At 58.2% G+C, this 26,338-nt stretch carries 19 protein-coding genes; 9 read left to right on the top strand and 10 right to left on the bottom strand.

Annotated elements, in window-relative coordinates:
• Window positions 1–154: 154 nt before the first annotated feature.
• Complete coding sequence (gene queA / locus B3759_RS09910; RefSeq protein WP_291365907.1) at window positions 155–1,213, bottom strand: tRNA preQ1(34) S-adenosylmethionine ribosyltransferase-isomerase QueA; 1,059 nt, start codon at window positions 1,211–1,213, stop codon at window positions 155–157.
• A 501-nt stretch (window positions 1,214–1,714) separates the two neighbouring features.
• Here queA and recA point away from each other — a divergent pair.
• Both recA and B3759_RS09900 read left to right on the top strand, forming a co-directional pair.
• Window positions 1,715–2,740, top strand: a complete 1,026-nt coding sequence (gene recA, locus B3759_RS09905) for a recombinase RecA (RefSeq protein ID WP_173573189.1) — start codon at window positions 1,715–1,717, stop codon at window positions 2,738–2,740.
• 277 nt (window positions 2,741–3,017) lie between these two features.
• Window positions 3,018–4,277: a 3-phosphoshikimate 1-carboxyvinyltransferase gene (locus B3759_RS09900; protein ID WP_291365756.1), complete on the top strand. Its 1,260-nt coding sequence runs from the start codon at window positions 3,018–3,020 to the stop codon at window positions 4,275–4,277.
• A gap of 198 nt (window positions 4,278–4,475) precedes the next feature.
• On the opposite strand, the gene B3759_RS09895 is transcribed toward B3759_RS09900, so the two are convergent.
• Window positions 4,476–5,123, bottom strand: coding sequence for a helix-turn-helix transcriptional regulator (locus tag B3759_RS09895; RefSeq protein WP_291365755.1), 648 nt, complete (start codon window positions 5,121–5,123; stop codon window positions 4,476–4,478).
• Entirely contained in the window at window positions 5,120–5,335 is a 216-nt protein-coding gene (locus B3759_RS09890; protein ID WP_291365906.1) for a hypothetical protein, read from the bottom strand. The genes B3759_RS09895 and B3759_RS09890 overlap by 4 nt, the downstream gene beginning before the upstream one ends.
• Window positions 5,336–5,472: 137 nt before the next feature.
• On the opposite strand from B3759_RS09890, the gene ahcY reads away from it, so the two are divergent.
• The 3 genes from ahcY (at window position 5,473) to B3759_RS09875 (ending at window position 8,977) form a co-directional block, all read left to right on the top strand.
• Window positions 5,473–6,774 carry an adenosylhomocysteinase gene (gene ahcY, locus B3759_RS09885; protein ID WP_291365754.1) on the top strand — a complete coding sequence of 434 codons (1,302 nt, stop codon included), beginning with the start codon at window positions 5,473–5,475 and terminating at the stop codon, window positions 6,772–6,774.
• 75 nt (window positions 6,775–6,849) lie between these two features.
• Entirely contained in the window at window positions 6,850–7,242 is a 393-nt protein-coding gene (locus B3759_RS09880; RefSeq protein ID WP_291365753.1) for a DUF3597 domain-containing protein, read from the top strand.
• A gap of 406 nt (window positions 7,243–7,648) precedes the next feature.
• Window positions 7,649–8,977, top strand: a complete 1,329-nt coding sequence (locus B3759_RS09875) for a pilus assembly protein TadG-related protein (protein ID WP_291365752.1) — start codon at window positions 7,649–7,651, stop codon at window positions 8,975–8,977.
• A gap of 70 nt (window positions 8,978–9,047) precedes the next feature.
• On the opposite strand, the gene tldD is transcribed toward B3759_RS09875, so the two are convergent.
• Complete coding sequence (gene tldD / locus B3759_RS09870; protein ID WP_291365751.1) at window positions 9,048–10,562, bottom strand: metalloprotease TldD; 1,515 nt, start codon at window positions 10,560–10,562, stop codon at window positions 9,048–9,050.
• A gap of 274 nt (window positions 10,563–10,836) precedes the next feature.
• Between tldD and treF the strand changes: the two genes are divergently transcribed.
• Window positions 10,837–12,648: an alpha,alpha-trehalase TreF gene (treF, locus tag B3759_RS09865; protein WP_291365750.1), complete on the top strand. Its 1,812-nt coding sequence runs from the start codon at window positions 10,837–10,839 to the stop codon at window positions 12,646–12,648.
• A gap of 76 nt (window positions 12,649–12,724) precedes the next feature.
• On the opposite strand, the gene dnaJ is transcribed toward treF, so the two are convergent.
• The 3 genes from dnaJ to B3759_RS09850 all read right to left on the bottom strand — a co-directional run bounded on the left by dnaJ (window position 12,725) and on the right by B3759_RS09850 (window position 16,733).
• A complete protein-coding gene (gene dnaJ, locus B3759_RS09860) occupies window positions 12,725–13,870 on the bottom strand; it encodes a molecular chaperone DnaJ (RefSeq protein WP_010669006.1) in 1,146 nt (381 codons plus the stop codon).
• Between the two features lie 168 nt (window positions 13,871–14,038).
• Window positions 14,039–15,949 (bottom strand): molecular chaperone DnaK, encoded by a 1,911-nt coding sequence (dnaK, locus tag B3759_RS09855; RefSeq protein WP_291365749.1) that lies wholly within the window; start codon window positions 15,947–15,949, stop codon window positions 14,039–14,041.
• A 172-nt stretch (window positions 15,950–16,121) separates the two neighbouring features.
• Window positions 16,122–16,733 carry a nucleotide exchange factor GrpE gene (locus B3759_RS09850; RefSeq protein WP_291365748.1) on the bottom strand — a complete coding sequence of 204 codons (612 nt, stop codon included), beginning with the start codon at window positions 16,731–16,733 and terminating at the stop codon, window positions 16,122–16,124.
• A 306-nt stretch (window positions 16,734–17,039) separates the two neighbouring features.
• On the opposite strand from B3759_RS09850, the gene B3759_RS09845 reads away from it, so the two are divergent.
• Both B3759_RS09845 and B3759_RS09840 read left to right on the top strand, forming a co-directional pair.
• Window positions 17,040–17,747, top strand: a complete 708-nt coding sequence (locus tag B3759_RS09845) for a response regulator transcription factor (protein ID WP_291365747.1) — start codon at window positions 17,040–17,042, stop codon at window positions 17,745–17,747.
• Between the two features lie 179 nt (window positions 17,748–17,926).
• Window positions 17,927–19,738: an ATP-binding protein gene (locus B3759_RS09840; RefSeq protein WP_291365905.1), complete on the top strand. Its 1,812-nt coding sequence runs from the start codon at window positions 17,927–17,929 to the stop codon at window positions 19,736–19,738.
• A gap of 182 nt (window positions 19,739–19,920) precedes the next feature.
• On the opposite strand, the gene infC is transcribed toward B3759_RS09840, so the two are convergent.
• The 3 genes from infC to hrpB form a co-directional block, all read right to left on the bottom strand.
• Window positions 19,921–20,442, bottom strand: a complete 522-nt coding sequence (gene infC, locus B3759_RS09835; RefSeq protein WP_026200089.1) for a translation initiation factor IF-3 — start codon at window positions 20,440–20,442, stop codon at window positions 19,921–19,923.
• Between the two features lie 258 nt (window positions 20,443–20,700).
• Window positions 20,701–21,918: a S1C family serine protease gene (locus B3759_RS09830; RefSeq protein WP_291365746.1), complete on the bottom strand. Its 1,218-nt coding sequence runs from the start codon at window positions 21,916–21,918 to the stop codon at window positions 20,701–20,703.
• A gap of 118 nt (window positions 21,919–22,036) precedes the next feature.
• Window positions 22,037–24,577 (bottom strand): ATP-dependent helicase HrpB, encoded by a 2,541-nt coding sequence (hrpB, locus tag B3759_RS09825; protein WP_291365745.1) that lies wholly within the window; start codon window positions 24,575–24,577, stop codon window positions 22,037–22,039.
• A gap of 256 nt (window positions 24,578–24,833) precedes the next feature.
• On the opposite strand from hrpB, the gene B3759_RS09820 reads away from it, so the two are divergent.
• Window positions 24,834–26,338, top strand: a 1,505-nt coding sequence (locus B3759_RS09820; RefSeq protein WP_291365744.1) for a protein-disulfide reductase DsbD domain-containing protein, incomplete at its 3' end; no start/stop codon positions are given.

Raw genomic sequence — 26,338 nt, 5'->3', positions numbered from 1 at the left:
TGCCCCGGCAGGAAGCCCGGCTTCCTGCACCTCGTTTTGCTAAAAATGGTTTCCAAAGGCGCGCCTTTGGTGGGGTGCGGGGCAAAGCCCTGATAGGGAAAGGTCTCTGCCTTTAACCAGCCAAAGGCGGTGCCTTTGGAAACCTCTTGCTGAATCATGATACTTCTGCACGCCTAAGCAGACAGGCATCACCGTAAGAATAGAAACGGTAGCCGTCGCGGACCGCGTGCTCATACGCCGCCTTCATCCGCTCCGTGCCCGCAAAGGCGCAGACCAGCATGAACAGCGTCGAGCGCGGCAGGTGAAAGTTGGTCATCAGCATATCCACGGCACGGAACTTGAAGCCGGGATGAATGAAGATCGACGTGTCACCATCGAATGGAATCACGCGACCATCCTCTGATACCGAGCTTTCCAGCAGTCGCAATGTGGTCGTGCCGACCGCAACAATCCGGCCGCCGCGTTCTTTCACAGCGTTGATCCGGTCTGCCGTTTCCTGCGTGATGATGCCACGCTCGGCGTGCATCCGGTGGCCGGACAGTGTCTCGGCCCGCACCGGCAGAAACGTGCCTGCGCCCACATGTAACGTCAGCGTCTCACGTCCAACACCAGCCCTGTCGATGTGACGCAATAAGTCGGGCGTGAAATGTAGTCCTGCCGTGGGGGCCGCAACCGCGCCACGATGCTCGGCGAAAATGGTGCGGTAGTCGCTCTGGTCCTCGGCAGTCGGACCTTGCGGACGGGCGATATAGGGAGGCAGCGCCAGCGCTCCGGCGGTCTGAAGGAACGCATCGAATGCGTCGCCTTCCGCACTGAAACGCAGCGTTGCGCCGCCCTGCCCGTCGAGCGTGGCCACCTCGGCCGTATCGTCCGTGCCGGGAAAGGTCAGCGTGTCGCCGAGCTTGAGGCGCTTGGCGTTGCGGATCAGTGTGCTCCACGTACCATCTGCCTGATGCTGGTCGAGCGTGACGCCGATTTTCGCTTCTCCGCGACGAGCGTGAAGCTGCGCCGGAATGACCGCCGTGTCATTCGCCACCAGCAAATCACCTGCCCGCAACAGACCCGGGAGATCGGACACATGCCGGTCGATAAACGGCTCCTTGGGATCGGCAGGAACATCCAGCAGGCGGGCGCTCTCACGCGGGCGCGCCGGGTGCTGTGCAATCGAGCTCTCGGGGAGATGAAAATCGAAATCGGCGGTGCGGTCGTCCATACGGCCAGCGTTTACGGAATTTGGCGGTTCTGTGCCAGTCATCATGAGAAAAATGATGCTGTTCCATGGGACGGCATCGTCCCTGAATGTTCAGCCAGTGGAGTGCGGCAGTGGAGCGCAGTCACAAGTTCTTCCAGCAATTTCTGAGAAACAATCCCATCTCGATTTTAATCGGACAGGCTTCAACAAGCTATCTGGAACGCTTCGAATCCAAGATTTCTCTTGTGCTTGTTCTTATTTTGTTCCAAACAGGAACAAACGCGAACAAATCCTTAACAAGACGTTTTTGCCAGATCGCTGCGATTTTCTCGCAGGGACGCCTTGATAAGAACAGATTACGGAACATATGCGGAACAGGGATAATTCCCCATGCCGCACATTGCGGGAAGGGTCAGGCTTGTGACAGACTCGTCAATCAGTGCGGTTTTTACACCTGACGAACCATCATTGTTCGCTCTCATGGGCGGAACAACAGGTGGAAACGGGTTTCGAGGAATGGACATGGACAAGACGAAGGCCCTTGAAGGGGCGCTGAGCCAGATTGAGCGTGCTTTCGGCAAAGGGTCGATCATGCGCCTCGGACAGCGTCCGAAAGAAGAAGCTGATGCGATCTCAACCGGGTCGCTCGGCCTTGATATCGCGCTTGGCATTGGCGGCATGCCGCGCGGTCGTATTGTCGAAATTTATGGGCCGGAAAGCTCAGGCAAGACGACGCTGGCGCTGCACATCATTGCCGAAGCCCAGAAAAAGGGTGGCACCTGCGCCTTTATTGACGCCGAGCACGCTCTGGACCCCGGTTACGCCCGCAAGCTGGGCGTGGATGTGGACAATCTGCTGATCAGTCAGCCGGATGCCGGTGAGCAGGCTCTGGAAATCGCGGACACGCTCGTTCGTTCCGGCGCTGTTGACGTGCTGGTGGTGGACAGTGTCGCCGCCCTTGTTCCGCGCGCAGAACTGGAAGGCGATATGGGCGACAGTCATGTCGGTCTTCATGCCCGTCTGATGAGTCAGGCGCTGCGTAAGTTGACCGGCACGGTTTCACGCTCCAACACACTGCTGGTGTTCCTGAACCAGATCCGTCTGAAGATCGGCGTGATGTTCGGCAATCCGGAGACGACGACAGGCGGTAACGCGCTGAAGTTTTACGCCTCCGTGCGTCTGGATATCCGTCGGATCGGGTCCATCAAGGACAAGGACGAGGTTGTCGGTAACCAGACCCGCGTGAAAGTAGTCAAGAACAAGATGGCCCCTCCGTTCCGGCAGGTGGAATTCGACATCATGTATGGCGAAGGCATCAGCAAGATGGGCGAGTTGATCGACCTTGGCGTGAAGGCTGGCGTGGTCGAGAAGTCGGGAGCATGGTTCTCCTATGACAGCCAGCGGGTTGGTCAGGGCCGTGAAAACGCCAAGAACTTCCTGCGCGAGCATCCGGAAATGGCGCATGCCATCGAGCATCGCGTCCGCGAGCAGGCCGGTGTGGTTGCCGAAGCCATGATGGATGGTCCGGACGAAGGCGAAGAGAACTAAGTTTTCGAGATGGTTTCCCCGGTGTCAGGAGAGTTTTCTGACACCGGGAATATCTTTTACAGCCTGATGCGGCTGGTTGGCAGAAAACACTAAAATTCTTTCTCCACAAAAGACTTTTCTTGTCTTCTACTTTTCCGAAAATCGTCTCCACTGCGATTAAATTCTTTTCAATATGATTGCCAAAAAGAGGCATTGGATCACTGCTGAGTCAAAGCGCGCTCAGACAGAACGATCCTTGTGTGTTAAATACCCCTGTCAGCTACAAGGCAGAGGTCTCATGGTCGCCGTTTCCGCACTTCGCATCGTTCCACCCGCAGGCCCATTGAATGGCCAGATCGAGTTGCCGGGATCGAAATCCATCACCAACCGCGCGCTTCTGCTTGCGGCTCTGGCTGACGGAGAAAGCCATCTGACCAGTGCCCTCAAAAGCGACGATACGCTGTATATGGCAGCCGCACTGCGCCTGATGGGTGTCAGTGTCGAAGAGCCGACAGAGACCAGCTTTGTCGTGAAGGGAAACGGCACCTTCGCAGCACCTTCCGAACCACTGTTTCTCGGTAACGCCGGAACCGCAGTCCGTTTTCTGACCGCCGCAGCACCTTACGTGAAAGGCAAGGTCGTTCTGGACGGCAACGCCCATATGCAGAAGCGTCCGATCGCGCCATTGATCACGGCCCTGTCCTCTCTGGGCGTCACCATTTCTGCCCCGACAGGCTGCCCTCCGGTCACAGTAGAGGGCACGGGACATCTTTCCGGCGGAAAGGTTACAATCGACGCAGGGCTTTCCAGCCAGTATATTTCCGCCATCCTGATGGCTGCGGGACGCGCCGATGCGCCGACCGATGTCGTACTGGAAGGAAGCAGCCTTGATGCCCGTGGCTATGTTGATCTTACTGTCGCGGCGATGAAAGCTTTTGGCGGCAAGGTTGAGCCGCAAGGAGAAATGAGCTGGCATGTCACGCCATCGCCTTACAAAGCGACTGACTTCCGGATTGAACCGGATGCCTCCGCCGCCACCTATCTCTGGGCTGCCGCTGCTCTGACCGGCGGAAAGATTGATGTGGGGCTGGCTCCGGAGTCCTTTTCCCAGCCTGATGCAAAAGCTTTCAACATGATCTCGCTTTTTCCGCACATGCCTGCGGAAATCGATGGGTCACAGATGCAGGATGCCGTCCCCACTCTGGCCGTGCTGGCAGCGTTCAACGCCACACCGGTGCGCTTCGTCGGTATCCGCAATCTGCGGGTCAAGGAATGCGACCGCATCTCTGCGCTTTCCACTGAACTCAACCGGATCAAGCCCGGTCTGGCACGGGAAGAGGGAGATGACCTGATTGTAAACAGTGATCCCGCCTTGGCAGCACAACTGCTTCCAGCGCGGATCGAAACCTATTCCGATCATCGTATCGCCATGGCGTTCGCACTGGCAGGCCTGAAGATCGACGGCATCACCATTCTGGACCCAGCCTGCGTGGGCAAGACCTATCCCGGATACTGGGATGCGCTGAGCAGCCTTGGTGTGTCTCTGATCAATGAGTGACACCAACTGATCTTCAGTTCTCCGTTGTCAGCACATTTCAGGGCTTTGCCCCGCCCCCCACAAAGGGACGCAGTCCCTTTGATCCCGATCTGTTGGAATAAAGGGTTGGGGACTCTTCAAGTATAGGGAAGAGCCCATTACCCGTCTGCTTTAACAGGTCTCGATCAAGGAAACCGGGTCGTTCCGCCAAAACATCTTTCACAATGTGGCTGCAGTCACCCTGTGAGCCGGAGAAGTCGTCGGAATGGTGAGACCCTCTCCACTGAGTGTGGTCGCCCTCCATCCGTTTTCCGTAACCTGATCCGCAATGGCAATGATGGGAGAGGGTGCGCAGAAAATCACCCGATCGCCTTTGTGGATCACGCTTGCCGGAGTGACGAGCAGCAGACTGCCCTGCCTGAAAGATGGCTCATAGACGGCGCTATCAAGCCGGATGGCGTAATCATGCGGTCCGGCGTCTGCAAACGGAGAACTGACTTCCGCCCATAAATGCGGGACAGGCAAATGGGCACGGTCAAACAGTTCAGCCGTCCCAAGACGGGAAAACTCAACAACCTTTATCCGTCCGGCAGTCGGTCTGCGTTCCTGATCGCCCTGTCCGTGTTTCACATCCCCATCGAGATAGCTGGCGAAATCGTGCCACGATATGCGGGCGGCCCGCAGCAACTCCAGCATGGTTTCCATCCGGGGCAGACGAACCCGCCCATCGGCCGTATGACGCTTTGACGGATTGAGCGCCGTAGGATCAAGTCCGGCAGCACGCGCCAGCCCGGAAGGTGTAAGCCCTTTCTCAAAGGCAAGCCGATCGATGGCGTCCCATATCTGCGCTGACCGATCAGTTCTCATGTCTGTTTCAGAACTTCGGAGCGATGGCGCGCCTCCCCATCCTGCGTGATGTGAAAGCGGTCATCTTCTCCAACACAGGCCAGCCCCTTGCGCGTCAGCCGCTCAAGGCAGGGCTCATCTTTCAGTCCGTGTGGCCGTCCATGTCTGCCGGAGAGACTGAGGCGATGCAGCGCCGACCGGCAGCAGGTTTCAAGGTAAGGTTCATTCCACATGGGCTGAATGTCCGTAATCCGACCGTATTGCGCAACAGCCAATCGGCCTGCAATGAGGCCCATGCATTCACTTCGGGTGGCATGACAGCCGTTCAGCCTGTATAGGAAGCCAGCTTTCCCTTTGAACAGGACGTCACATGAGCGCAGAATTTACAGACTACAAGGTCAAGGACATTTCCCTCGCAGAGTGGGGCCGCAAGGAAATCTCCCTGGCCGAGGACGAAATGCCCGGCCTGATGGCGCTGCGCGAAGAGTATGGCGCAAGCCAGCCGCTCAAGGGCGCCCGTATCGCTGGCTGCCTGCACATGACGATCCAGACCGCCGTGCTGATCGAGACGCTGACCGCTCTCGGCGCGACTGTCCGCTGGTCGTCCTGCAACATCTTCTCGACGCAGGATCACGCCGCCGCCGCCATTGCAGCCGCTGGTATCCCGGTCTTCGCCTGGAAAGGCCTGAACGACGAAGAGTTCGACTGGTGCATCGAGCAGACCATCAAGGGACCGGACGGCTGGACGCCGAACATGATCCTCGACGATGGTGGCGATCTCACCGTCATGATGCACGACAAGTTCCCTGAGTTGCTGAAAGACGTGCGCGGCCTGTCCGAAGAGACGACCACGGGTGTCCACCGTCTGTGGAAGATGCAGAAGGAAGGCACGCTCAAGGTTCCGGCGATCAACGTCAACGACAGCGTGACCAAGTCCAAGTTCGATAACCTGTATGGCTGCCGTGAGAGCCTCGTCGACGCGATCCGTCGTGGCACCGACGTTATGATGGCCGGCAAGGTTGCTGTCGTTGCCGGTTATGGCGACGTGGGCAAGGGTTCTGCTGCGTCCCTGCGTAACGCAGGTTGCCGCGTGCTCGTGACCGAAGTTGATCCGATCTGCGCCCTGCAGGCGGCGATGGAAGGCTACGAGGTCGTGACGATGGAAGACGCCGCCCCGCGTGGCGACATCTTCGTGACGGCAACGGGCAATGAAGGCGTGATCCGTCTCGAGCACATGCGCGAGATGAAGCACCGCGCCATCGTCTGCAACATCGGTCACTTTGACTCCGAGATCGAAGTCGGTGCGCTGCGCAACTTCAAGTGGGACAACATCAAGCCGCAGGTGGACGAGGTTATCCTCTCCAGCGGCAAGAGCCTGATCCTGCTGTCCGAAGGCCGTCTGGTGAACCTTGGCAACGCCACAGGTCATCCGTCCTTCGTGATGTCGGCCTCCTTCACCAACCAGACGCTCGCCCAGATCGAGCTGTGGACGGCGAAGCCCGGTCAGTATGAGGCGAAAGTCTACACGCTGCCCAAGAAGCTCGACGAAAAGGTTGCCGCCCTTCATTTGGCCAAAGTTGGCGCGCATCTTTCGAAACTAAGTCAGGCGCAGGCCAATTATATCGGTGTGCCGGTCAACGGTCCCTTCAAGCACGAAGAATACCGTTACTGATTGGCCTGAGAGGTCCCTTCCAGCAGGGTGGGACCTCTCACTACGTCATACGCAACCCAGAGAGGGAGTTCTCTCATGAGCATTTTCGGTAAGATCGTCTCCGCCATTTTCGGCCATGCCGAGGCAGCAACGCCTGCCGCAGCTGGATCGACAGCCCCAGCCGCCACGCCGGCTGCTGGTGCCGCCAGCGCTCCGGCAACTGCTGCTCCTGCTGCACCCGTCGATGTCGATGCGGTTCTGACGGCTCTGGCGGCGAAGTCCGGCCAGCAGCTGAACTGGAAAGAGTCGATCGTTGATCTGCTCAAGCTGCTCGGTCTGGACAGCTCGCTTGAAGCACGCAAGCAGCTGGCGACTGAGCTGAAATACACGGGCGACCAGAATGATTCGGCAACCATGAATGTGTGGCTGATCAAGGAAGTCCGTCAGAAGCTCGCTGAAAACGGTGGCAAGGTGCCTGCCGGTCTCTGATTTTTTCAGGGATGCGACTCGTTAAGAAGGAGGGCTTTGTGCCCTCCTTTTTTATTGGCGTCTGCTTATGTCCGTATGGAGGACTATAAGGGTTTCGCACTTACCCTTTGTAAAGGGACACAATCCTTAGCCGATTTGTCGAAGACGTAGGGTAAAAGGCTTTAGGGTCCTTCCAGATGTCTGGCCCAGGATCGTTCAGATCATCAATGATGTCCCAGTCCAGATACTTCATCGTTTATTTCAACAGAAAAATAGCAAACACCCCTAAAATTCTTCGAAGGGCGATATGAAAATAAATGCAATTTTAATTATTCTAAAAACTCTTCTGCATTGAATTAATAATTTATCAACACCTTGTTCCTTACTTTTGTGGTTGTTCAACCACAAGGAATTTTAACATTCCACCATGTCTGGATCCTGGAGTTTTCGTAACAGCCGAAACGGCAGCGTAAGTCTAATGGCCGCTCTCAGCACTTCTGTAGCGATCATAGGGGTTGCGGCGGCCATCAACATCGGAGCCGCCATTCAGGACAAAAAAACACTGCAGAACATAGCTGATGCAGCAGCCCTTCAGGCTGAAAAAACCGTTCAGGCAGCACAGACAAATACAAGCAGCACCATGAACCAGTCCGATGTTGCGGCCTTGGCCCAGACGACTGTTCAAAACTATGTGGCAGCGAATACGACGGGCTCCACACTACCTGACATTCAGGTGGGCTATACGGCTGAGTCCACCTATTCAGGAAACGTTTCCGTCACCCTTTCCAGAAAAACATCTTTGTTCATGGCAGGCTTTCTTCCCAATAGTGGAATTCCTGTCACTGCAACATCCACAGCCACCATGACGCTCGGCAATTCCTATATTCAGATTATATTTCTGGTGGATATTTCAAATTCCATGGGAATCGGCGGAACGCCTGCAGATATAAGCGCTCTTGAAAACAGTGCGGCCCAATGCGCATTCGCCTGCCATGATCCAAATGGCTATCGCGGATCCTGCACGCAGAAATCATCCTCATCCTATGGGTCTTTCGGGCTTCCACCGTGCAATACCCGGGTTACAGCACAGCAGGCCGGAATCAACCTCAAAATCGACTACGTCAATCAGGCCATTCAAACATTTATGGCGCAACTTGTTGAATATGCAAATAAAGATCAAAATCATATCACGACAAGCATTACAACTTACGGCACAACCATTCAGCAGCTACAGCCCTCTACGACTGATCTTGCCACAGCAAGTTCCGTCGCTTCCACAATCGATCTCGAAACAGCTGTCCCCATGCCCGTTCTTGGATACACAAGAACGAGTGACGCCCTGAATACCATTGCCAGCCAGCTCACAAACATTGGACAGGGCGCCAGTGAAAACAGTCAGAGAACCTATCTTGTTTTCATTTCTGATGGTGCGCAGGACATCAAAAGCAATGCCAACAGCTACCAGCATATAGTAACTGTAGATTATCAATCAGCCTGTACCCAACTGAAACAGATGGGTGTCACCCTTCTCTCTGTATGGGTACCCTACTATCCGATTTATGGATCTCAGCAGTACAACACCCTGATTGCTCCCCTGCCGACAACGGGAACAGGCTCCATGGAAGGCGCCATGCAATCCTGCGCCACAAGTTCTGATTATTACTTCGAGGCCGACGATGGCCCAGCCATTCAAAACGCGCTGAAATCTTCGCTTTCAAGCATCATCATCAGCAGCGGCCTGAGACTTATCAAATAGAACCCGGCATCACTGTATCGTTTTAAAAAAGGGCAGAACCTGATTATTCTGCCCTTTTCCGTTTGGCTGATCAGGAGGCTGTGCCGCCCACCGTCAGACCTGTCATTTTCAGCGTTGGCTGTCCCACTCCGACAGGAACGCCCTGCCCGGCCTTGCCACAGGTGCCAATCCCCGGATCAAGCGCCACATCAGAGCCAATCATGGAGATTGACGTCATCGCATCAGCGCCGTTGCCGATCAGGGTCGCCCCTTTAACCGGCGCCGTTACTTTCCCATCCTCGATCATGTAGGCCTCGGAGGCTGCAAACACGAATTTACCGGACGTGATGTCCACCTGACCGCCACCGAAATTCACGGCGTAAAGTCCGCGCTTCACTGAGCGGATCATGTCGTCCGTGCTCGCCTGTCCCGCCAGCATGAGCGTGTTGGTCATACGGGGCAGCGGCATATAACCGTAAGACTGGCGACGACCGTTCCCAGTCGGAGCAACGCCCATCAGACGGGCATTCAGGCGATCCTGAATGAAGCCTGTCAGGATACCATCCTCAATCATGACCGTCCGCCCCGAAGGCGTGCCCTCGTCATCGACAGTCAGACTGCCACGGCGATCGGGCAATGTGCCATCATCCACCACCGTCACACCGGGGCTGGCGACACGCTTTCCCATCAGATCCGAGAACATGGAGGTCTTCTTGCGGTTGAAATCGCCCTCCAGACCGTGACCGACCGCTTCATGCAGAAGAATGCCGGGCCAGCCGGACCCAAGAACGATTTCCATTTCACCGGCCGGAGCAGGCCGCGCATCCAGATTGATCAGGGCGGTCCGTAGCGCCTCATTCACACCATGTTGCCAGGCGCTTTCCTCCAGCAGTTTTGTCACACTGTAACGACCACCAAAGCCGTAGGAGCCACTTTCGCGACGGCCATCCTTCTCCACCACGACAGAGATGTTGAGGCGCACCAGCGGACGGATGTCGGCGACTCTCAGCCCGTCAGCCCGGATGATCTGCACCGCCTGCCACTCGGAGGCGATGGAGGCCATCACCTGCACGACCCGGCTGTCCTTGCCGCGTGCATAAGCGTCGATCTGACCGAGCAAAGCGGCGCGACGGGCAAAATCCGTCTCGTGTAGCGGATTGTTGTCGCTGTAAAGGCGCGTGTTGGTCGAACGCGGTGGGGGCGCCATGATGCCGGATCGGCCATTTCTTACGGCTGACACGGTCTCGGCAGCGCGCCTGAGAGACGAGGTGCTGATCTCGTCGGAATGGGCAAACCCGGTTTCTTCCCCCAGCACGCTGCGCAGACCAAAACCGCTGGACGTATCGAAAGAGGCCGAACGAATGACCCCGTCATCCAGCGCCAGCCCTTCACTTTCCCGGTATTCCAGAAAAAGCTCCCCGTCCTCCATGCCTTCCAGCGCATGGGCGGTCATGCTCTCAGCTTCGTCCCGACTCAGCAGGCCACCGGCGCGTTCGAAGAAAAGATGATCCGTGGCGGCAAGAGGTCCAAGCCCCGCGACCGAGGACTGCACGCTCTTTTCACCGGCAGATACAGCAACATTCCGGGTTGAGGCAGTGGACGACATGGGTAAGACTCCGGGGTAGAAAGTGGGAACATTCTGACGGGTGTTCACCATCACGATACACCCTTATGTCATAACCGGTTTCTTCCGGCCCGGAAAACCCGCAGAGGGTTATTGCGTCATTATCCTGCAAGGACACGGTCGCACGAAAGGATTTCTCTTGAGGCGTCACCATTTCTCCTTACTCGCATGTTCTCTGGCCTCCAGCCTTTTCGCCTCTTCCCTGCTGTCGTCATGGCCAGCTTCTGCGCAGACCACAGGGACCGGAGACCCGGCAATGACTTCCGATTTTCGTGATAAATCCCCCTTGCTGCCGCCCACCATCACCCTGCATCCTGCCATCACACCCCCGCCTCAGGCTCCAAGGCTCCCGTCCCAGCAGGATCTGCGTCCGCCTTCAATCGCTCTGGACGGATTGTTTTCCGACATCGGAAAGGCCCACATCTTTACGGACGCGAAAGCCGCAGCAGACGCCTATCCGAACCGGCCGCCGGAAGAGATTCTGGCCACATGGCGGGCGCAGAAGAATGACCCTGGCTTCGATCTGAAAACCTTTGTCGCTACCTATTTTACGATCCCAGCCATCACCTCCGCCGCCTATCAGCGCAAGCCGGGCGAAAACGTGCGGGATTACATCACCGGCATGTGGGATGTGCTGACAAGACAGCCGGACACTCCCGTTCCCTGGTCATCGCTTCTGCCGCTACCGGAAAAATACGTTGTGCCCGGAGGCCGTTTTACGGAACTCTATTACTGGGACACCTATTTCACGATGATCGGCCTGTATGAGGGCGGACGCATTGATCTGATGCGCTCCACCTACAGGGATCTGGCGTCGCTGATCGACCGCTACGGGCATATTCCGAACGGCAGCCGGACCTATTATCTCGGCCGTTCCCAGCCTGCTTTCTTCGCACTGATGACAGATCTTCTGGCAAGCCATGACGGCAACCGGACCTACATCAAGTATCTGCCGGAACTGCAACGCGAATACGAATACTGGACCGATGGAGAGACGAAGCTGGCGCCCGGTCATGCGTGGCGACACGCTGTCCGGCTGAAGGATGGCACCCTGCTGACCCGCCCATGGGATGATCTCGATACCCCACGTGACGAGAGCTATCCGCAGGATATCGCCACGGCTGCGTCAACCTCCCGTCCCTCTTCCGAGGTCTGGCGCAATTTGCGGGCCGGATCTGAAACAGGCTGGGATTTCTCGTCCCGCTGGCTGCAGGACCGCCACACGCTCTCCACCATTCACACAACAGATCTCATCACGATCGAGATGAGCTGCATGGTGGCGCATCTCGCGCAAACTCTTTCCCGCACCTACGAGCTTACAGGAAACAAACAGAAGGCCGCTTTCTATAAGGCAGATGCTGACCGCCGCATTGCCGCTATCCGTCGCGTGCTGTGGGATCCAAAAAGAGGGGCTTTCTACGATTACGACAGGAAAGCAGGGAAGTTGACCGATGTGCTGTCAACGGCGACGGCTGTGCCTCTATTCCTGCATATCGCCACAGACCAACAGGCGCATATTGTTGCAAAGACCATGAAGGAAAAACTTCTGAAACCCGGAGGGCTTGTCGCAACGGATGTCACCAGCGGACAGCAATGGGATTCCCCGAACGGCTGGGCTCCGCTCCAGTGGATGGCGATCAAGGGGCTCAACCTGTATGGCGAGGATGTTCTGGCGCAGGATATTGCGGAGCGCTGGATGAAGCGCGTCATAGGTACTTATGAAAAGAGCGGTGTGCTTCTGGAAAAATATGATGTCGTCAATCCAGAGATCAGTCCGACAGGAGGTGCTGGTGGCGGTGAATATCCGATGCAGATCGGTTTCGGATGGACCAATGGCACCCTGCTTGGGCTGATGAACCGTTATCCTCAGGTCGCCCAGCATATTCTGGGTCAATATCCGTATGCAGGACAGGCGTCCAAAAACGATTCCTCTCCGGGTAGCGGCCCAGCAGAAAATCCGCAGCCGATTCCTCTGACCACGAAACAGACGCTTTCATCCTCGTCCCACCGTGGAAACCCGGCTTCACATGAGGCTCAAAGAAATGAAAAAGGTCGGGAAAACCATTAGGTTTTCCTGACCTCTCATGCTGCATTCCGCCTGATTCACTTGTCAGAAAATCAGGCGGTCTGAAGAACTGTTGCTATTAGCTTCGGCCTTCAAAGAAGTCCTTCACACGCGAGAAGAAGCCCGCATGTTCGGGGCTGCTCTTCACATGCTCACCCGCTTCCTTTTCAAACTCTTCCAGAAGTTCTTTCTGACGTTTGGAAAGGTTCTGCGGGGTTTCAACGACAACCTGCACATACATGTCGCCCCGTGACGATGACCGCAGCACGGAGAAACCTTTGCCTCTCAGACGGAAATGCTCACCGCTCTGCGTTCCTGCGGGGATCTTCACACTGGCTCGGGTTCCGTCAACGACGGGCACTTCCACTTCAGTGCCCAGAGCAGCCTGCGCCATGCGCAGCGGAACACGGCAGTAAATGTTGGAACCGTCACGCTGGAACAGCTCACTGGCCTGAACGGCGATATGAACATACAGGTCTCCAGCAGGAGCCCCCTTGCCGCCAGACTGACCTTCACCGGACAATCTGATCCGCGTGCCATCCTCAACGCCAGCCGGGATCGCGATCTCCAGCGTACGCGGCTGTTCGACAGTTCCCACGCCGTGACAGGCCGGGCACGGGTCCTTGATGACGCGGCCTGCGCCGTGACAGCTCGGACAGGGGCGCTCGACCACAAAGAACCCCTGCTGGGCGCGGACCTTGCCCGCACCATGACAGCTCGGGCAAACCTCGACGCCAGCTTCCTTGTCCTTTGAGCCCGTGCCATCACAGGACTCGCACATGACGCGTGTCTTGATGGTGATGGATTTCTTGACGCCTGTGAACGCTTCCGCCAGCGTGATCTCGACCTGCGTCTGGATGTCGGCACCGGCGCTGCGTCCACCGCCGCCACGGCGACCGCCCATCATGTCGCCGAACATCTGCTCGAAGATGTCGCCCAGACCGCCGCCGCCAAAGCCGCCACCGAAATCGAACCCGCCCGGGCCACCGCCGCCACCTTCAAACGCTGCATGACCAAAACGGTCATAGGCTGCGCGCTTGTCGGCGTCTTTCAGAACATCATAGGCTTCGTTGATCTGCTTGAAGCGCTCTTCCGCAGACGCATCTCCGGCATTGCGATCCGGATGATATTTCATGGCCAGCTTGCGGTACGCTTTTTTCAGTTCGTCAGAGGAGACTTCTCGGGTGACTTCCAGAACAGCGTAATAATCAAGTTTCGTGGCCATTGATTTCCTCGTAAGCGGGCTCCCTCTCACATGCGTCACACAGGATGCCTGGAGGGTATAAAAAGATAACGCCCGCCCCAATGAATGGAGCGGGCGCCTTGAAGATTCGGCGTCTCTATCGTGCAGGGGAAACCGGTTTATCCGGTCACCCTGTCAGAACAGTTCCGCTCAGGCTTTCTTGTTGTCGTCGATTTCTTCAAAATCGGCATCAACCACCTTGTCGTCAGGCTTTGCGCCACCGGCAGCGGCACCTTCGGCACCAGCACCACCAGCCTGCTCAGCCTTGTAGACCGCTTCACCAATCTTCATCGCCGCCTGCGTCAGACGCTCGGATGCAGCCTTCACTGCCTCGGCATCTGTTCCTTCAAGAGCCGACTTGACTGCGGCGACAGCACTTTCTGCTTCGCTACGGTCAGCAGCCGGAACCTTGTCGCCTGCCTCGGACAGGGACTTCTCGACCTGATTGACCAGACCTTCTGCGTTGTTACGGGTTTCAACCGCTTCACGCTTGGCCTTGTCAGCCGTTGCGTTCGCTTCGGCATCCTTGACCATCTTGTCGATGTCGGCATCGGACAGACCACCAGAAGCCTGGATCTTGATCTGCTGCTCCTTGCCGGTCGCCTTGTCCTTGGCGGACACTGAGACGATACCGTTCGCATCAATGTCGAAGGTCACTTCGATCTGCGGTACGCCACGGGGAGCCGGAGCAATACCGGTCAGGTCGAAGTTGCCCAGCAGCTTGTTGTCAGCCGCCATCTCACGCTCGCCCTGATAGACCTTGATGGTCACGGCGTTCTGATTGTCTTCAGCCGTGGAGAAGGTCTGGCTCTTCTTCGTCGGGATCGTCGTGTTGCGGTCGATCAGACGGGTGAACACGCCACCCAGCGTTTCGATACCAAGCGACAGCGGCGTCACGTCGAGAAGCAGAACGTCCTTCACGTCACCCTTCAGGACCGCGCCCTGAATGGCCGCACCGATCGCCACGACTTCGTCGGGGTTCACGTTACGGGCAGGCTCCTTGCCGAAGAACTCCTTAACTGCCTCAATGACCTTCGGCATACGGGTCATACCGCCGACGAGGATGACTTCGTCGATCTGGGAACCGTTCAGGCCCGCATCCTTCAGAGCAGCCTTGCAAGGCTCCATCGTCCGGGTGATCAGATCGTCAACAAGGCTTTCCAGCTTCGCACGGGTCAGCTTCACCACGAGATGCTTCGGACCGGAAGCGTCGGCCGTGATGAACGGCAGGTTGATCTCGGTCTCCTTGGAGGATGACAGCTCGATCTTCGCCTTTTCAGCAGCTTCCTTCAGACGCTGCAGAGCCAGCTTGTCGGACTTCAGGTCGATGCCCTGATCGCGCTTGAACTCGCTGGCGAGGAAGTCGATGATCCGGTTGTCAAAGTCTTCACCACCAAGGAACGTGTCACCGTTGGTGGACTTCACTTCGATCACGCCATCGGAGATTTCGAGGATCGAGACGTCGAAGGTGCCGCCACCAAGGTCATAAACAGCGACCGTGCCACCATTCTTCTTCTCAAGGCCATAGGCCAGCGCAGCAGCTGTCGGCTCGTTGATGATACGAAGAACTTCAAGACCAGCAATACGGCCGGCGTCTTTCGTTGCCTGACGCTGGGCGTCATTGAAGTAGGCCGGAACCGTGATGACAGCCTGAGTGACTTTCTCACCGAGATAGGACTCGGCGGTTTCCTTCATCTTGCCAAGCACGAACGCAGCGATCTGGGATGGTGCGTAGCTCTTGCCGCGTGCCTCGACCCATGCATCGCCATTGTCACCCTTTACGATGGCGTAAGGGACGAGTTCCTTGTCCTTCTGAACGGTCGGATCGTCAAAACGACGACCAATCAGACGCTTCACGGCATACAGGGTGTTGGACGGGTTGGTGACAGCCTGACGCTTCGCGGCCTGTCCGACGAGCATTTCACCACCTTCGGTGAACGCCACCATCGACGGCGTCGTGCGTGCGCCTTCGCTGTTTTCGATAACCTTTGTTTCGTTACCCTCGCGGATGGCTACGCAGGAGTTGGTCGTACCAAGGTCAATACCGATAACTTTGCTCATATAACTCAATCCTCTTTCAGCGGTCGCATACGGCCCGAAGCACCGGATACGCCCCTTATTTCAATAGTCCTGCCATAAAATGGCGGCTGACTACATCATCTTTAAATCCGATGTAGGAGCCTCATGTCGGGCTTTCAAGAGTTGTTACTCCTGAAATACGACACATACGGACTCAATTCTTGGCAACAACAACCATGGCGGGTTTCAGCAGACGGCCATGCAGCGTCCATGTGGGCGTCCAGGCCTGAATGACGGTTCCCGTCTCATGATCAGGGCTTGGCTGCTCGGCCATGGCCTGATGATGATTGGCGTCAAAAGCCTGCCCGGAAGGATCGTTGCACACAACACCATGACGCTCGAGAATGGACAGGAACGACCGTTCCGTGCCTTCAATTCCTTCGCGCATCTTGGTGATGATGCTGTCTTCACCTTCAGTTTTCGGCGGAAGGCTGGCAAGGCCGCGCTTCAGGTTCTCAGCTGCTTCCACGACATCGCGTGCGAATTTCTGCACGGCATACTGACGTGCATCGTCGATCTCACGCTTGGTCCGCGCCCGAAGATTCTGCATCTCGGCTTCCGAGCGCATCCATTTGTCGTGCTCTTCAGCCAGTTGTGCTTCCAGTTCCTTGATCCGGTTGCTGGCTGCGCTCATCACCTCGTCAGACGAAGACGCCTGATCATCAGATGCCGCTTCTCCATGAACGGAGGAATGGTGCTCGTTGAGGTCAGTCGCCGCCTCATCCGCTGGCGATCCGGCCTCGTGGGTGTCTGTCATATTGGTCATAGGGTAAGAATTAGGCATCCTCGGAGCAATCGACAAGAAGGCAGACCGGACGAATTTTGTGCTCAGCCCACCGCCAAACGCATTCCTACCGCCTCCCTCGGCTTCAGGATGCATGCCGGGTGGTTAATTTTTGCTTTCATTATTTGCATTTGCCATCAGCATTAATCCCCTGAACCCTCTAAAAATAAATATAGTGACCGCCATCCCCCGGTAGCCCGTCATGTCAGACCCGGCTATTATCGACCCAGTTTGCGCTAGATAAAGCTACAGGACGGGTGCACCAGCGCCCCGGAGGGAATCGATTTCGTGACAGAAAAACAGACGATTGCGCTGGTTGATGATGATCGCAACATCCTGACCTCCGTCCAGATGACGCTGGAAGCCGAGGGATATGCGGTTCGTGCCTTTATTGACGGAGAGCAGGCTCTTCAGGATCTGACCAGTCGTCCGGTCGATCTGGCCGTTCTCGATATCAAGATGCCGCGCATGGACGGCATGGAACTTCTCCAGCGCCTCCGCGCCCGCTCCAACCTGCCGATCATTTTCCTCTCTTCCAAGGATGAGGAAGTCGACCAGTTGATGGGGCTGCGGCTGGGGGCTGACGACTACATCACGAAACCCTTTTCGCAACGACTTCTGATCGAGCGTATCCGTGCGCTTCTGCGCCGCAACGACGTCAATCGCGCCGAGGCTGCTGGCGAAATCACCAGCAACACTCTGGTCCGCGGCGACCTGACCCTCGACGAGGCCCGTCACCGGTGCCAGTGGAAAGGCACCGATGTGCCTCTGACCGTCACCGAGTTCCTGCTGGTCAAGGCGCTGGCCTCCCGTCCCGGTCTGGTCAAATCCCGTGACCAGCTGATCGACGCGGCTTACGGCGACAATATCTATGTGGATGACCGGACCATCGACAGCCACATCAAGCGCGTGCGGAAGAAATTCCGGCAGGTCGATGACGCCTTCAATCAGATCGAAACGCTGTACGGCATCGGCTACCGCTACAAGGAAGACTGATCCATGAGGCAGGCAGGGGAAGAGCGGTGACCACTCCACCGGAAGGCGAGCCTCACCGGAAAGTCACTCTTCCCGCAAGCCTGACCCATCTTTCGGGCGAAATCAGAAAACTGGCCCGGTCGAAGCCGGAACTCCCCGCATATATCCTGCGTGCCTTTGCCTTCTGTCGGCGGACAGTCCTGAGGGCGACCACCTTTCTGTCCCCCAGACAACGTGACGTCGACGCACCAAAACGGCTGATTTCACCGCTGATGCGCCGCATCCTGCTGGTCAACATCCTGCCCCTCGCCGTTTTCGGCATGACGCTGCTGTTCCTCAACCAGTTCCGCAACAGTCTGTTGGCTGGCGAAGTCGGCGCACTGCGGGAGCAGGCACGGATTTATGCAGGCGCTCTCGGTCAGAGTGCCGTCATCCAGAATCCGATCAGCCATTCACGTCGCAATCCGGCGCTTCCCGCCGAAGCCTATACGCTTGAACCGGGACTGACCCGTCCCCTCCTGCTGCGTCTTACGGAACCGAGTCCCAGAGCGGATGCCCGCGTTTATTCGCCGGACGGACAGCTGATTGCCGACAGTCATCAGGAAAAACTGGCGCATCATATCGCAAGCAACCCGCCGTTGCCGCCGGATGTGCAGGAAACGCCTCTTCAAAACGATGCAGCCGAACCTCCGCCCCACCCCGGCATCATGCGGTCCGTCATCGATTTTCTTGTCGGCGGGGTGGATGATGGGCCCTTGCGGGACGATGGTCATCCACACCCTCCCACCATCAGAGCGCCGAACGACCATTCCTTTGACGAGGTGGAAACGCCGCCCTATATCCGCCGCACACAAAACCACACGCTGGTCATCACCATCGCGGAACCCATCATCCACGATGGACAGACGGTCGGCATTCTACAGCTGACGCGTACCGGCGAGGCGATCGACACATCACTTTTCAAGATCCGGTCGTCCATCCTGTCACTTTTTCTGCTGGCCATGGCGATCATGGTGCTGCTCTCGTGGTACCTGTCACTGACCATCGCCCGCCCCCTGCTGCGGCTTGCCACGTCCGCGCACATCATGCGGGAAAGCTCGGGACGTTCAGGCACCGTGCCCAGCAGCCTTCTGGGTCGCAGCGATGAGATCGGCGATCTCGCGCGAGCGCTTCAGGACAGCACGCAGGCTCTATGGACACGCATGGATGCGATCGAGCGTTTCGCCGCCGATGTGTCTCACGAGATCAAGAACCCGCTGACGTCCATCCGTTCTGCCATTGAGACACTCCTCCGTATCGACGATGTGGAGCGTCAGCGGCGTCTTCTGACGATCATCGCAGAGGATGTCCGACGGCTTGATCGGCTGATTACCGATATCTCCGACGCCAGCCGGTTGGATGCTGAACTATCACGTGCACGCGCAACCCCTGTGGCCGTGGGGCCTCTGCTTTCTGTTCTCGCCGAGATTCATCAGGCCACCCGAAAGCCGGATCAGCCAGAAGTCATTGTAAGCGTCCATGATGATACGCCAGCGCACCCACTCCGGGCTCTGGCGGTCGAGGACAGGCTCGTGCAGGTTCTGCGCAATCTGATCGGCAACGCCATTTCCTTCTCGCCACCTAACGGTCGTATCTGGCTGGAAGCGCATGTAGCTGGCCCCTTCGTGGAGATGTCTGTTACTGACGAAGGACCGGGCATTCCTGCCTCGAAGCTCGATTCCGTCTTTGACCGCTTCTATTCCGAGCGTCCGAAATCAGAGCATTTCGGACAACATTCCGGTCTTGGCCTGTCCATCAGCCGACAGATCATTCAGGCGCTGAAAGGCACCATCAGGGCGGAAAACCGGATGGATACTGCCGGAAAAGTGCTGGGAGCCCGCTTTATCATCCATCTGCCACAGGCCGAGATCTCGACCAGCCGTGAACACGGTGGAGAGGTGATCAATCAAGCGAAGTCTGATCGTCGCCTACCCAGCCCAGCGGAGGCGAGAGCAACGGACGATGAAGAGTAACGGTTCTGTTGGCGCTTAACCGTATTCTGCTTGGATGGTTATTTATGGGGCTTTGCCCCATGCCCCACAAAGGGACGCTGACCCTTTGATCCCGATTGTTTTCTACAAGCCGTAAAACACAAAAAAGGGGCACTGAACCAATACTGTTCAGTGCCCCTTTCCGTGTCTTCAACCGCCCTGTTTCAGCGCGGTGCGAGGACCATAACCATCTGACGGTTTTCAAGCCTCGGCATCTGCTCGACCTTGGCTTCTTCTTCCATCTCGTTGCGGATACGCTCCAGAACCTTCACTCCGAGGTCCTGATGCGCCATCTCACGTCCACGGAAACGGAGCGTGACCTTGACCTTGTCACCATCGCCAATGAACGACTTCATGGAACGCATCTTAACCTGGTAGTCATTTTCGTCGATATTCGGACGAACCTTGACTTCCTTGATCTCGATGACCTTCTGCTTCTTCCGCGCTTCGTTGCGCTTCTTCTGCTGTTCATACTTGTACTTGCCGTAATCAAGTATCTTGCAGACCGGCGGCTCAGCGTTCGGGCTGATTTCCAGAAGATCCAGTCCGACGCCATAAGCACGGGCCAGAGCCTCACGCGTCGTCATCACGCCCTGCATTTCGCCTTCCTCATCAATCAGGCGGACCTGAGGAATGCGGATTTCTTCGTTTACGCGGGGCCCCTCACGATTAGGCGGGGTGGGAATGGGTGGTCTTGGTATGGTAAGCTCCTGTCAACGTGACGGCACAAAGCGCGGCAACCCCTCGGGGCTCCCGAATCCCTGCTAACATATAATCGCATTATGTGCGTACGGGAACCGTCAAGATCAAGTGATCTCACCTTATTTGATTTATACTCATCCTGATGAGGACTGATCATCACCGGACGCGACAACCCGGAGTAGCTTCAAAACCGTTCCGGTCTTTCTTTCTCCATTGGGAAATCCGGATTTCTCCTGACGACATCACTGGTCATCGCCGTCTCGGTCATCCTCAACAGGTCGTGTCCCCACGGATACCTGCATTTGCAGAACAACCGCCTTGCGCCTTACGGTCAACGGCAGAGTCGTTCCGGGTTTTGTGGCGGCAATGATACGAATCAGGGTGCGGGCGTTTTCAACATGCTCGGAGCCAACCGTAATGATGAAATCGTTCTTCCTGAGGCCAGCAAGCTGAGCCGCACCGCCCTTGTCAGCATCGACGACTCTCGCCCCGTCCTGCCCCTCTTCATCCTCAAGCGTCACACCCAGCCATCCGCGCTCGATATGGCCGCTGGTCCGCAAGGCTTCGACCACCGGGATCACAATTTCGGAGGGAATGGAGAAGCCGATCCCGACCGACCCACCTGTTGGCGAGACGATGGCAGTATTGATGGCGATCACCTCGCCCTGCATGTTGAAGGTCGGGCCGCCGGAATTACCCGGATTGATCGGCGCATCGAGTTGCAGGAAGTCATCGAACGGACTCGCGCCAATGTCGCGTCCACGCGCTGACACGATTCCTGCCGTAATGGATGACCCCAGACCAAACGGGTTACCCGCGGCCATGATCCAGTCACCCACCTGTACCTGCCGACTCTCGCCCCATTTCACATAGGGCAGAGGCGTCAGGCTCTCGACCTTGATGACCGCAATATCGGTCAGGTCATCCACACCCATGACCCGCGCCGGGAGTTCATGTCCATTGGCCAGTGACACCGTGATGTTCGACGCATCGCCAACGACGTGATTGTTGGTGACGATGATGCCCGACGGGTCGATGATGAAGCCGGACCCCGCGCCCAGCATCTCCTCGCCATGCCGCCGGAGACGTTCCCGGAAGCGGCGCTCAAGCGGCGTCCCCTTGACGTCCGGCAGGACGTGCAGACGTTTGCTGCTGGAAGGATTGATGTCCCGTGTCACAGCGATATTGACGACAGCAGGCCCAACCTTCTTGACGAGAGGCGCGAAGGTCAGCGGCCGCGCCACCCCGAGGACAGCCGCCATGTCGTTGCTGACAGGGGGAGCCGTCGGAGGAGATACACCGTCAGCATGGGCCGGAGTGTTGGCCTCGATCCCCTGCCCGGCCAACAGGCCTGCGGACAACAGAGAAAGGGCAAAACGGCTTCTGGCGGGCAGAGAAAGCCTGTCCCGACGCCAGCCAAGGCGCAGACGGGAAGGCCGAAAGCAGAATAGTCCGGTCATTATGCGTTCAGCATCTTCATCACACCCTGATGCGTTGAGATAAACGAAACGTGAATACAATCCTAAAGATACAGCACGACTGCTAATTTATGTCACACTGTGGCACGGATGCCGCGTCTTAGTGTCTTTTTCGTGGCTCGGGTGGGCTCGCCACCGCCGGGTTCTCCGGCCAGTCATGACGCGGATACCGCCCCCGCATGTCACGACGCATATCCAGCCACCCATTCGTCCAGAACGACGCCAGATCCGCCGTCAAAGCCTGTGGACGTCCAGCCGGCGATAGCAGAGCCAGACGCAGAGGCACCCGGCCTCCCGCCAGACGTGGCGTTTCCGTCGTGCCGTAGAAGGTCTGCGCCCGCGCCGCCGCGACAGGAACCGGCTCGGTATAGTCCACCTTTACCCGCCCCCCTTTCAGGGCGAGTTCAGTCGGCAGATCCCGGTCCAGAGCGACCAACTCTGCGTGCGGCAGACGGCTACGCAGGATCGCCAGCAGATCGAGCCCCTTTAGTGCGGCCAAGGTCGTCACACCATTCAGCCACGGCGACAGCCATTCTGCGACAGACGCTGAAAGCGCCTCATTCGACAGATCAGGAAGATCGGTTCGACCGAGTGTTTCCCGTGAAACAATGATACGGGCCTGAAACTGTCTGGCGGCCCCTGTCCATGTCAAAGCCGTATCGAGCGAACCAGCCACCTGCGCCAGCAGCAACTCCGAGGCATCCTCACACTTCACCGTTTCGGTTCGGTCCCGCAGGACCAGCGCTCCGACACGCAAACGACGTCGCGCGATGATCGAGCCCGTCGTCGAGTCGAGCGCTGTTTCCACCTGCTCAGTCGCCCGATCCAGCAGCGCCTGCGGGAGGTTGTTCGGATCAAGTGGCGCGGCCAGTCTGATTTCGGCGCTTTTCCGCAGGAACAGGGAGGCTACTGCCAGCAGTCTCCCCACCCCCAACCTGTCTGCCTTGCTGATGCGAGCGCTGCCTCCGCCTGACAGGCGATAACTCCCCGGCTCTCCTCGAGCCTGCGCGATGCGATCAGGGAACCCCGCCGCCACGAGCGCTGCAACATCTCCCACAGCGGGCGTCTGTGCACGCAGCCCGAGACGGCGTCTGAACTGCCCCGCCGCCTGTCTGATCCGCGCCAGAGCGCCCCGGTCCGCATCCGGATGATCGCCACCGGCAATGAGATCCAGACGAAGTGACAGATCAGCGGGCGGCACGGGCGGAGGCCCGCCGGAACGACCGCCCATTCTTGGGCGGAGAGGATCGCGTTCTTCCAGAAGCGCCGCTAGATCGGCAGCCAGCGCCGCTTCGGTCGGGTTGCGGGCGGCTACCATCATCGCCGCCAGACGCGGATGCGTACCGAGCGACGCCATTCTGCGCCCCAGTTCCGTCGGATGTCCGTCGTCGTTCACAGCGCCCAACTGGACCAGCAGTTCACGCGCCGCCGCGACTCCACCGGCGGGAGGCGTATCGGGGAAACGGAGAGCACTCTCACCACCCATGGCGTCTCCCCAGAGACTGGTGGCCAGCACGAAATCGGAAAGATCGGCGTCCAGAATTTCCGGACGATCATGTGGAGCAAGTCCGCGACCCGTTGCCTCCGTCCAGAGCCGGAGACTGAAACCGGGGGCTTCACGACCCGCACGGCCCGACCGCTGGGTGGCCGCCGCACGGGAGATGCGCATCGTTTCCAGCCGCGCCAGTCCAGCTCCGGGATCGAAACGCGGCGCACGCCGGAAGCCGCCGTCTATGACTATCCGCACGCCGGGCACGGTCAGCGACGTCTCAGCGATGGAGGTGGACAGGATCACGCGACGGCGACCATCCAGCTCGGGTGTCAGCACACGGGCCTGTTCGGCGGGGGGCAGTTCACCGTGCAGAGGCAGCACCAGAGCCGATACACCCTGCAATTCCGTCATGGCGCGTCTGATCTCGCCGGTTCCCGGCAGGAACACCAGAATATCGCCTTCATGCTCCGCCAGCATCTCGCGCACAGCGCGGGCGGCTTCCATCGGCAGGTCGCGCGGCGAGGTCAGGTCGCGCTTCGCATGGCGAATCTCGACGGGGAACTGACGCCCTTCGCTCTCCACGACCGGAGCCTGCATCAGATCGCGCAGCGTTGCCGTATCCGCCGTCGCCGACATGGCGAGCAGACGGAGATCGGGGCGCAGCGTCTGCTGAAGATCAAGGCAAAAAGCGAGCGCCAGATCGGCATCCAGAGACCGCTCGTGGATTTCGTCGAAGATCACGCAGGCCACATCGTCCAGTGTCGGATCGGACAGCAGGCGGCGCAGGAAGAGTCCTTCCGTCACGACCTCAATGCGGGTCGCGTCCGAGACCGCGCTTTCCAGCCGTGTGCGAAATCCGACCGTTTCTCCAGCCCGTTCACCCAGTAGCGACGCCATGCGCTGCGCCGCTGCCCGCGCCGCCAGCCGTCTGGGTTCGAGCATAATGATCCGCTCGCCCTCCCCGCGCCATGACGCCTCAAGCAGAGCCAGAGGAGCAAGTGTAGTTTTGCCCGCTCCCGGCGGGGCCACCAGCACGGCGTTGGGCTGTGCCTCCAGCGTCGCGGTCAGTGCTGGCAGGCAGGCTCTGACAGGGAGTTCCTCTCCCGGCGTGTTCAGCAGTGCGGCGATGATGGCGGTTCTGTCGTTCATGCTGCGGTTATGGCGGGAGGCGGAAGGCGGAGCAATCTCCGTGGATGGGATGTCTGTTTCATGAGGAGGTTTTGCGGCGGGTTTTCATTCGGCAGAACGCCGCTCCCCGCTATCGCCAGTTTGCTGTAAAGAGGTCCGTCCATCCCGTCACTGTCACAGGAGCGCGACCCTGCGCACTCTCCGCACCCTGTCCACCAGCTTCCTCGCGCTTGCCGGACTGCTCCTGTCCCTTCCCGCCCCTGCGGCTGAAAGTCCGGTGGTCACAAGCGAACGGGATACGGCCAGCCTTGTAACCGACACTGACAGGGTCGAGGCGGGGCATCCTTTCAAGGCCGGACTGCTTCTGCATCTGAAACACGGCTGGCACACCTACTGGAAAAATCCCGGCGACGCTGGCGAGCCGGTGAACCTGACCGTCACACTGTCCGGCAATCTCTCCGGCAAGGGCGACGCCATCGAATGGCCTGCGCCGGAACGTCTGCCGGAAGGCCCGCTGATGTCGTACGGCTATACCGGCAACGCTCTTTTGCCGGTCACAGTCACGCCGCAAACTGCCGACACGCAGGGTCAAACCGTGACCATAAGCGCTCATGCGGACTGGCTTGTGTGCGCGGCTGTCTGTGTTCCGGAACAGGCCGATTTTCACCTGGATCTGCCGACGGGACCAGCTACACCTTCTGCGCAGGCTCCGCTCTTCAGACACGCAGCGGAACAGCAGCCTCGTCCTTCCCCATTTCAGACAACCATCACGCCGGACGGCCTGCTGACCGTGCGGGGCGATGGCCTTTCCTCGCAGGCAGTCAAACAGGCATGGGTCATCCCGGACGTGGCCGGGCGCATTGATCAGGTCGTGCCACAACCCCTGACGGTCGATCAGGGACAGATGACGCTTCGTCTCAAGCCGGAGGAAGGATTTAATGGTGGAAAATCCTTTGCTGGTCTTCTGGAATTGCGGGATGGAGCCCATGAAAAAAGCATCCTGTCCTTCAGCGCCACCCCTGTTGCAGCAGCCGTCTCCCCTGCGCCCGAGACCGGCTGGCTGGCGCTCGTCGCCTTTGCCTTTCTTGGCGGCCTCATCCTGAACCTGATGCCCTGTGTCTTTCCGGTTCTGGCCATGAAGGCGCTGGCGATTTTACGTCTGCATGAAGACCGGAAGCACTTTCAAAGCGGTCTCGCCTACACAGCGGGCGTGCTGGCGATGTTCGGATTGCTGGGCGCTGTGATGCTGGTGGTACGTCATGCCGGGCTATCGGCCGGATGGGGATTCCAGTTCCAGTCGCCTGTGTTTGTTGCTGGAATCTGCTGGTTTCTATTTGCGGTCGGACTGGGGCAGCTTGGCCTATTTGAATTGCCCGTCATCAGCGCCGGTCAGTCCATTTTGACCCGACATCGCGGTCTTTCGGGGGATTTTCTGACCGGGTTGCTTGCCGTTCTTGTGGCGACTCCCTGCACAGCGCCCTTCATGGGAGCCGCCATCGCAGGCGCGCTCGCAGCACCTCCTCTGGCGGCGCTCGGTATTTTTCTGGCCATGGGCTTTGGACTGGCCAGTCCTTATCTGGCGCTTACCCTTGTTCCGAATGCGGGACGGTTTCTTCCCCGCCCCGGTCGCTGGATGGATATCTTCCGACAGATTCTGGCTTTTCCCATATTTGCAACCTGCGTCTGGCTGATCTGGGTTCTTGCTCAGGAGGGCGGCGGCAACCCGGTGGCGATCGGATGCGCCGGGCTTCTGGCTCTGGGTTTCAGCGGCTGGCTCATGAC

It is taken from the genome of Acetobacter sp. UBA5411 (assembly GCF_002409645.1).
GTDB lineage: Bacteria > Pseudomonadota > Alphaproteobacteria > Acetobacterales > Acetobacteraceae > Acetobacter.
This window is presented reverse-complemented; position numbering and strand designations above follow the sequence as displayed.

Bases quoted from the DNA above. Each gene is read 5' to 3' on its own strand.
- queA (WP_291365907.1), bottom strand. From the start codon at position 1,213: ATGGACGACCGCACCGCCGATTTCGATTTTCATCTCCCCGAGAGCTCG.
- recA (WP_173573189.1), top strand. From the start codon at position 1,715: ATGGACAAGACGAAGGCCCTTGAAGGGGCGCTGAGCCAGATTGAGCGT.
- B3759_RS09900 (WP_291365756.1), top strand. From the start codon at position 3,018: ATGGTCGCCGTTTCCGCACTTCGCATCGTTCCACCCGCAGGCCCATTG.
- B3759_RS09895 (WP_291365755.1), bottom strand. From the start codon at position 5,123: ATGAGAACTGATCGGTCAGCGCAGATATGGGACGCCATCGATCGGCTT.
- B3759_RS09890 (WP_291365906.1), bottom strand. From the start codon at position 5,335: ATGTGGAATGAACCTTACCTTGAAACCTGCTGCCGGTCGGCGCTGCAT.
- ahcY (WP_291365754.1), top strand. From the start codon at position 5,473: ATGAGCGCAGAATTTACAGACTACAAGGTCAAGGACATTTCCCTCGCA.
- B3759_RS09880 (WP_291365753.1), top strand. From the start codon at position 6,850: ATGAGCATTTTCGGTAAGATCGTCTCCGCCATTTTCGGCCATGCCGAG.
- B3759_RS09875 (WP_291365752.1), top strand. From the start codon at position 7,649: ATGTCTGGATCCTGGAGTTTTCGTAACAGCCGAAACGGCAGCGTAAGT.
- tldD (WP_291365751.1), bottom strand. From the start codon at position 10,562: ATGTCGTCCACTGCCTCAACCCGGAATGTTGCTGTATCTGCCGGTGAA.
- treF (WP_291365750.1), top strand. From the start codon at position 10,837: ATGACTTCCGATTTTCGTGATAAATCCCCCTTGCTGCCGCCCACCATC.
- dnaJ (WP_010669006.1), bottom strand. From the start codon at position 13,870: ATGGCCACGAAACTTGATTATTACGCTGTTCTGGAAGTCACCCGAGAA.
- dnaK (WP_291365749.1), bottom strand. From the start codon at position 15,949: ATGAGCAAAGTTATCGGTATTGACCTTGGTACGACCAACTCCTGCGTA.
- B3759_RS09850 (WP_291365748.1), bottom strand. From the start codon at position 16,733: ATGACCAATATGACAGACACCCACGAGGCCGGATCGCCAGCGGATGAG.
- B3759_RS09830 (WP_291365746.1), bottom strand. From the start codon at position 21,918: ATGACCGGACTATTCTGCTTTCGGCCTTCCCGTCTGCGCCTTGGCTGG.
- hrpB (WP_291365745.1), bottom strand. From the start codon at position 24,577: ATGAACGACAGAACCGCCATCATCGCCGCACTGCTGAACACGCCGGGA.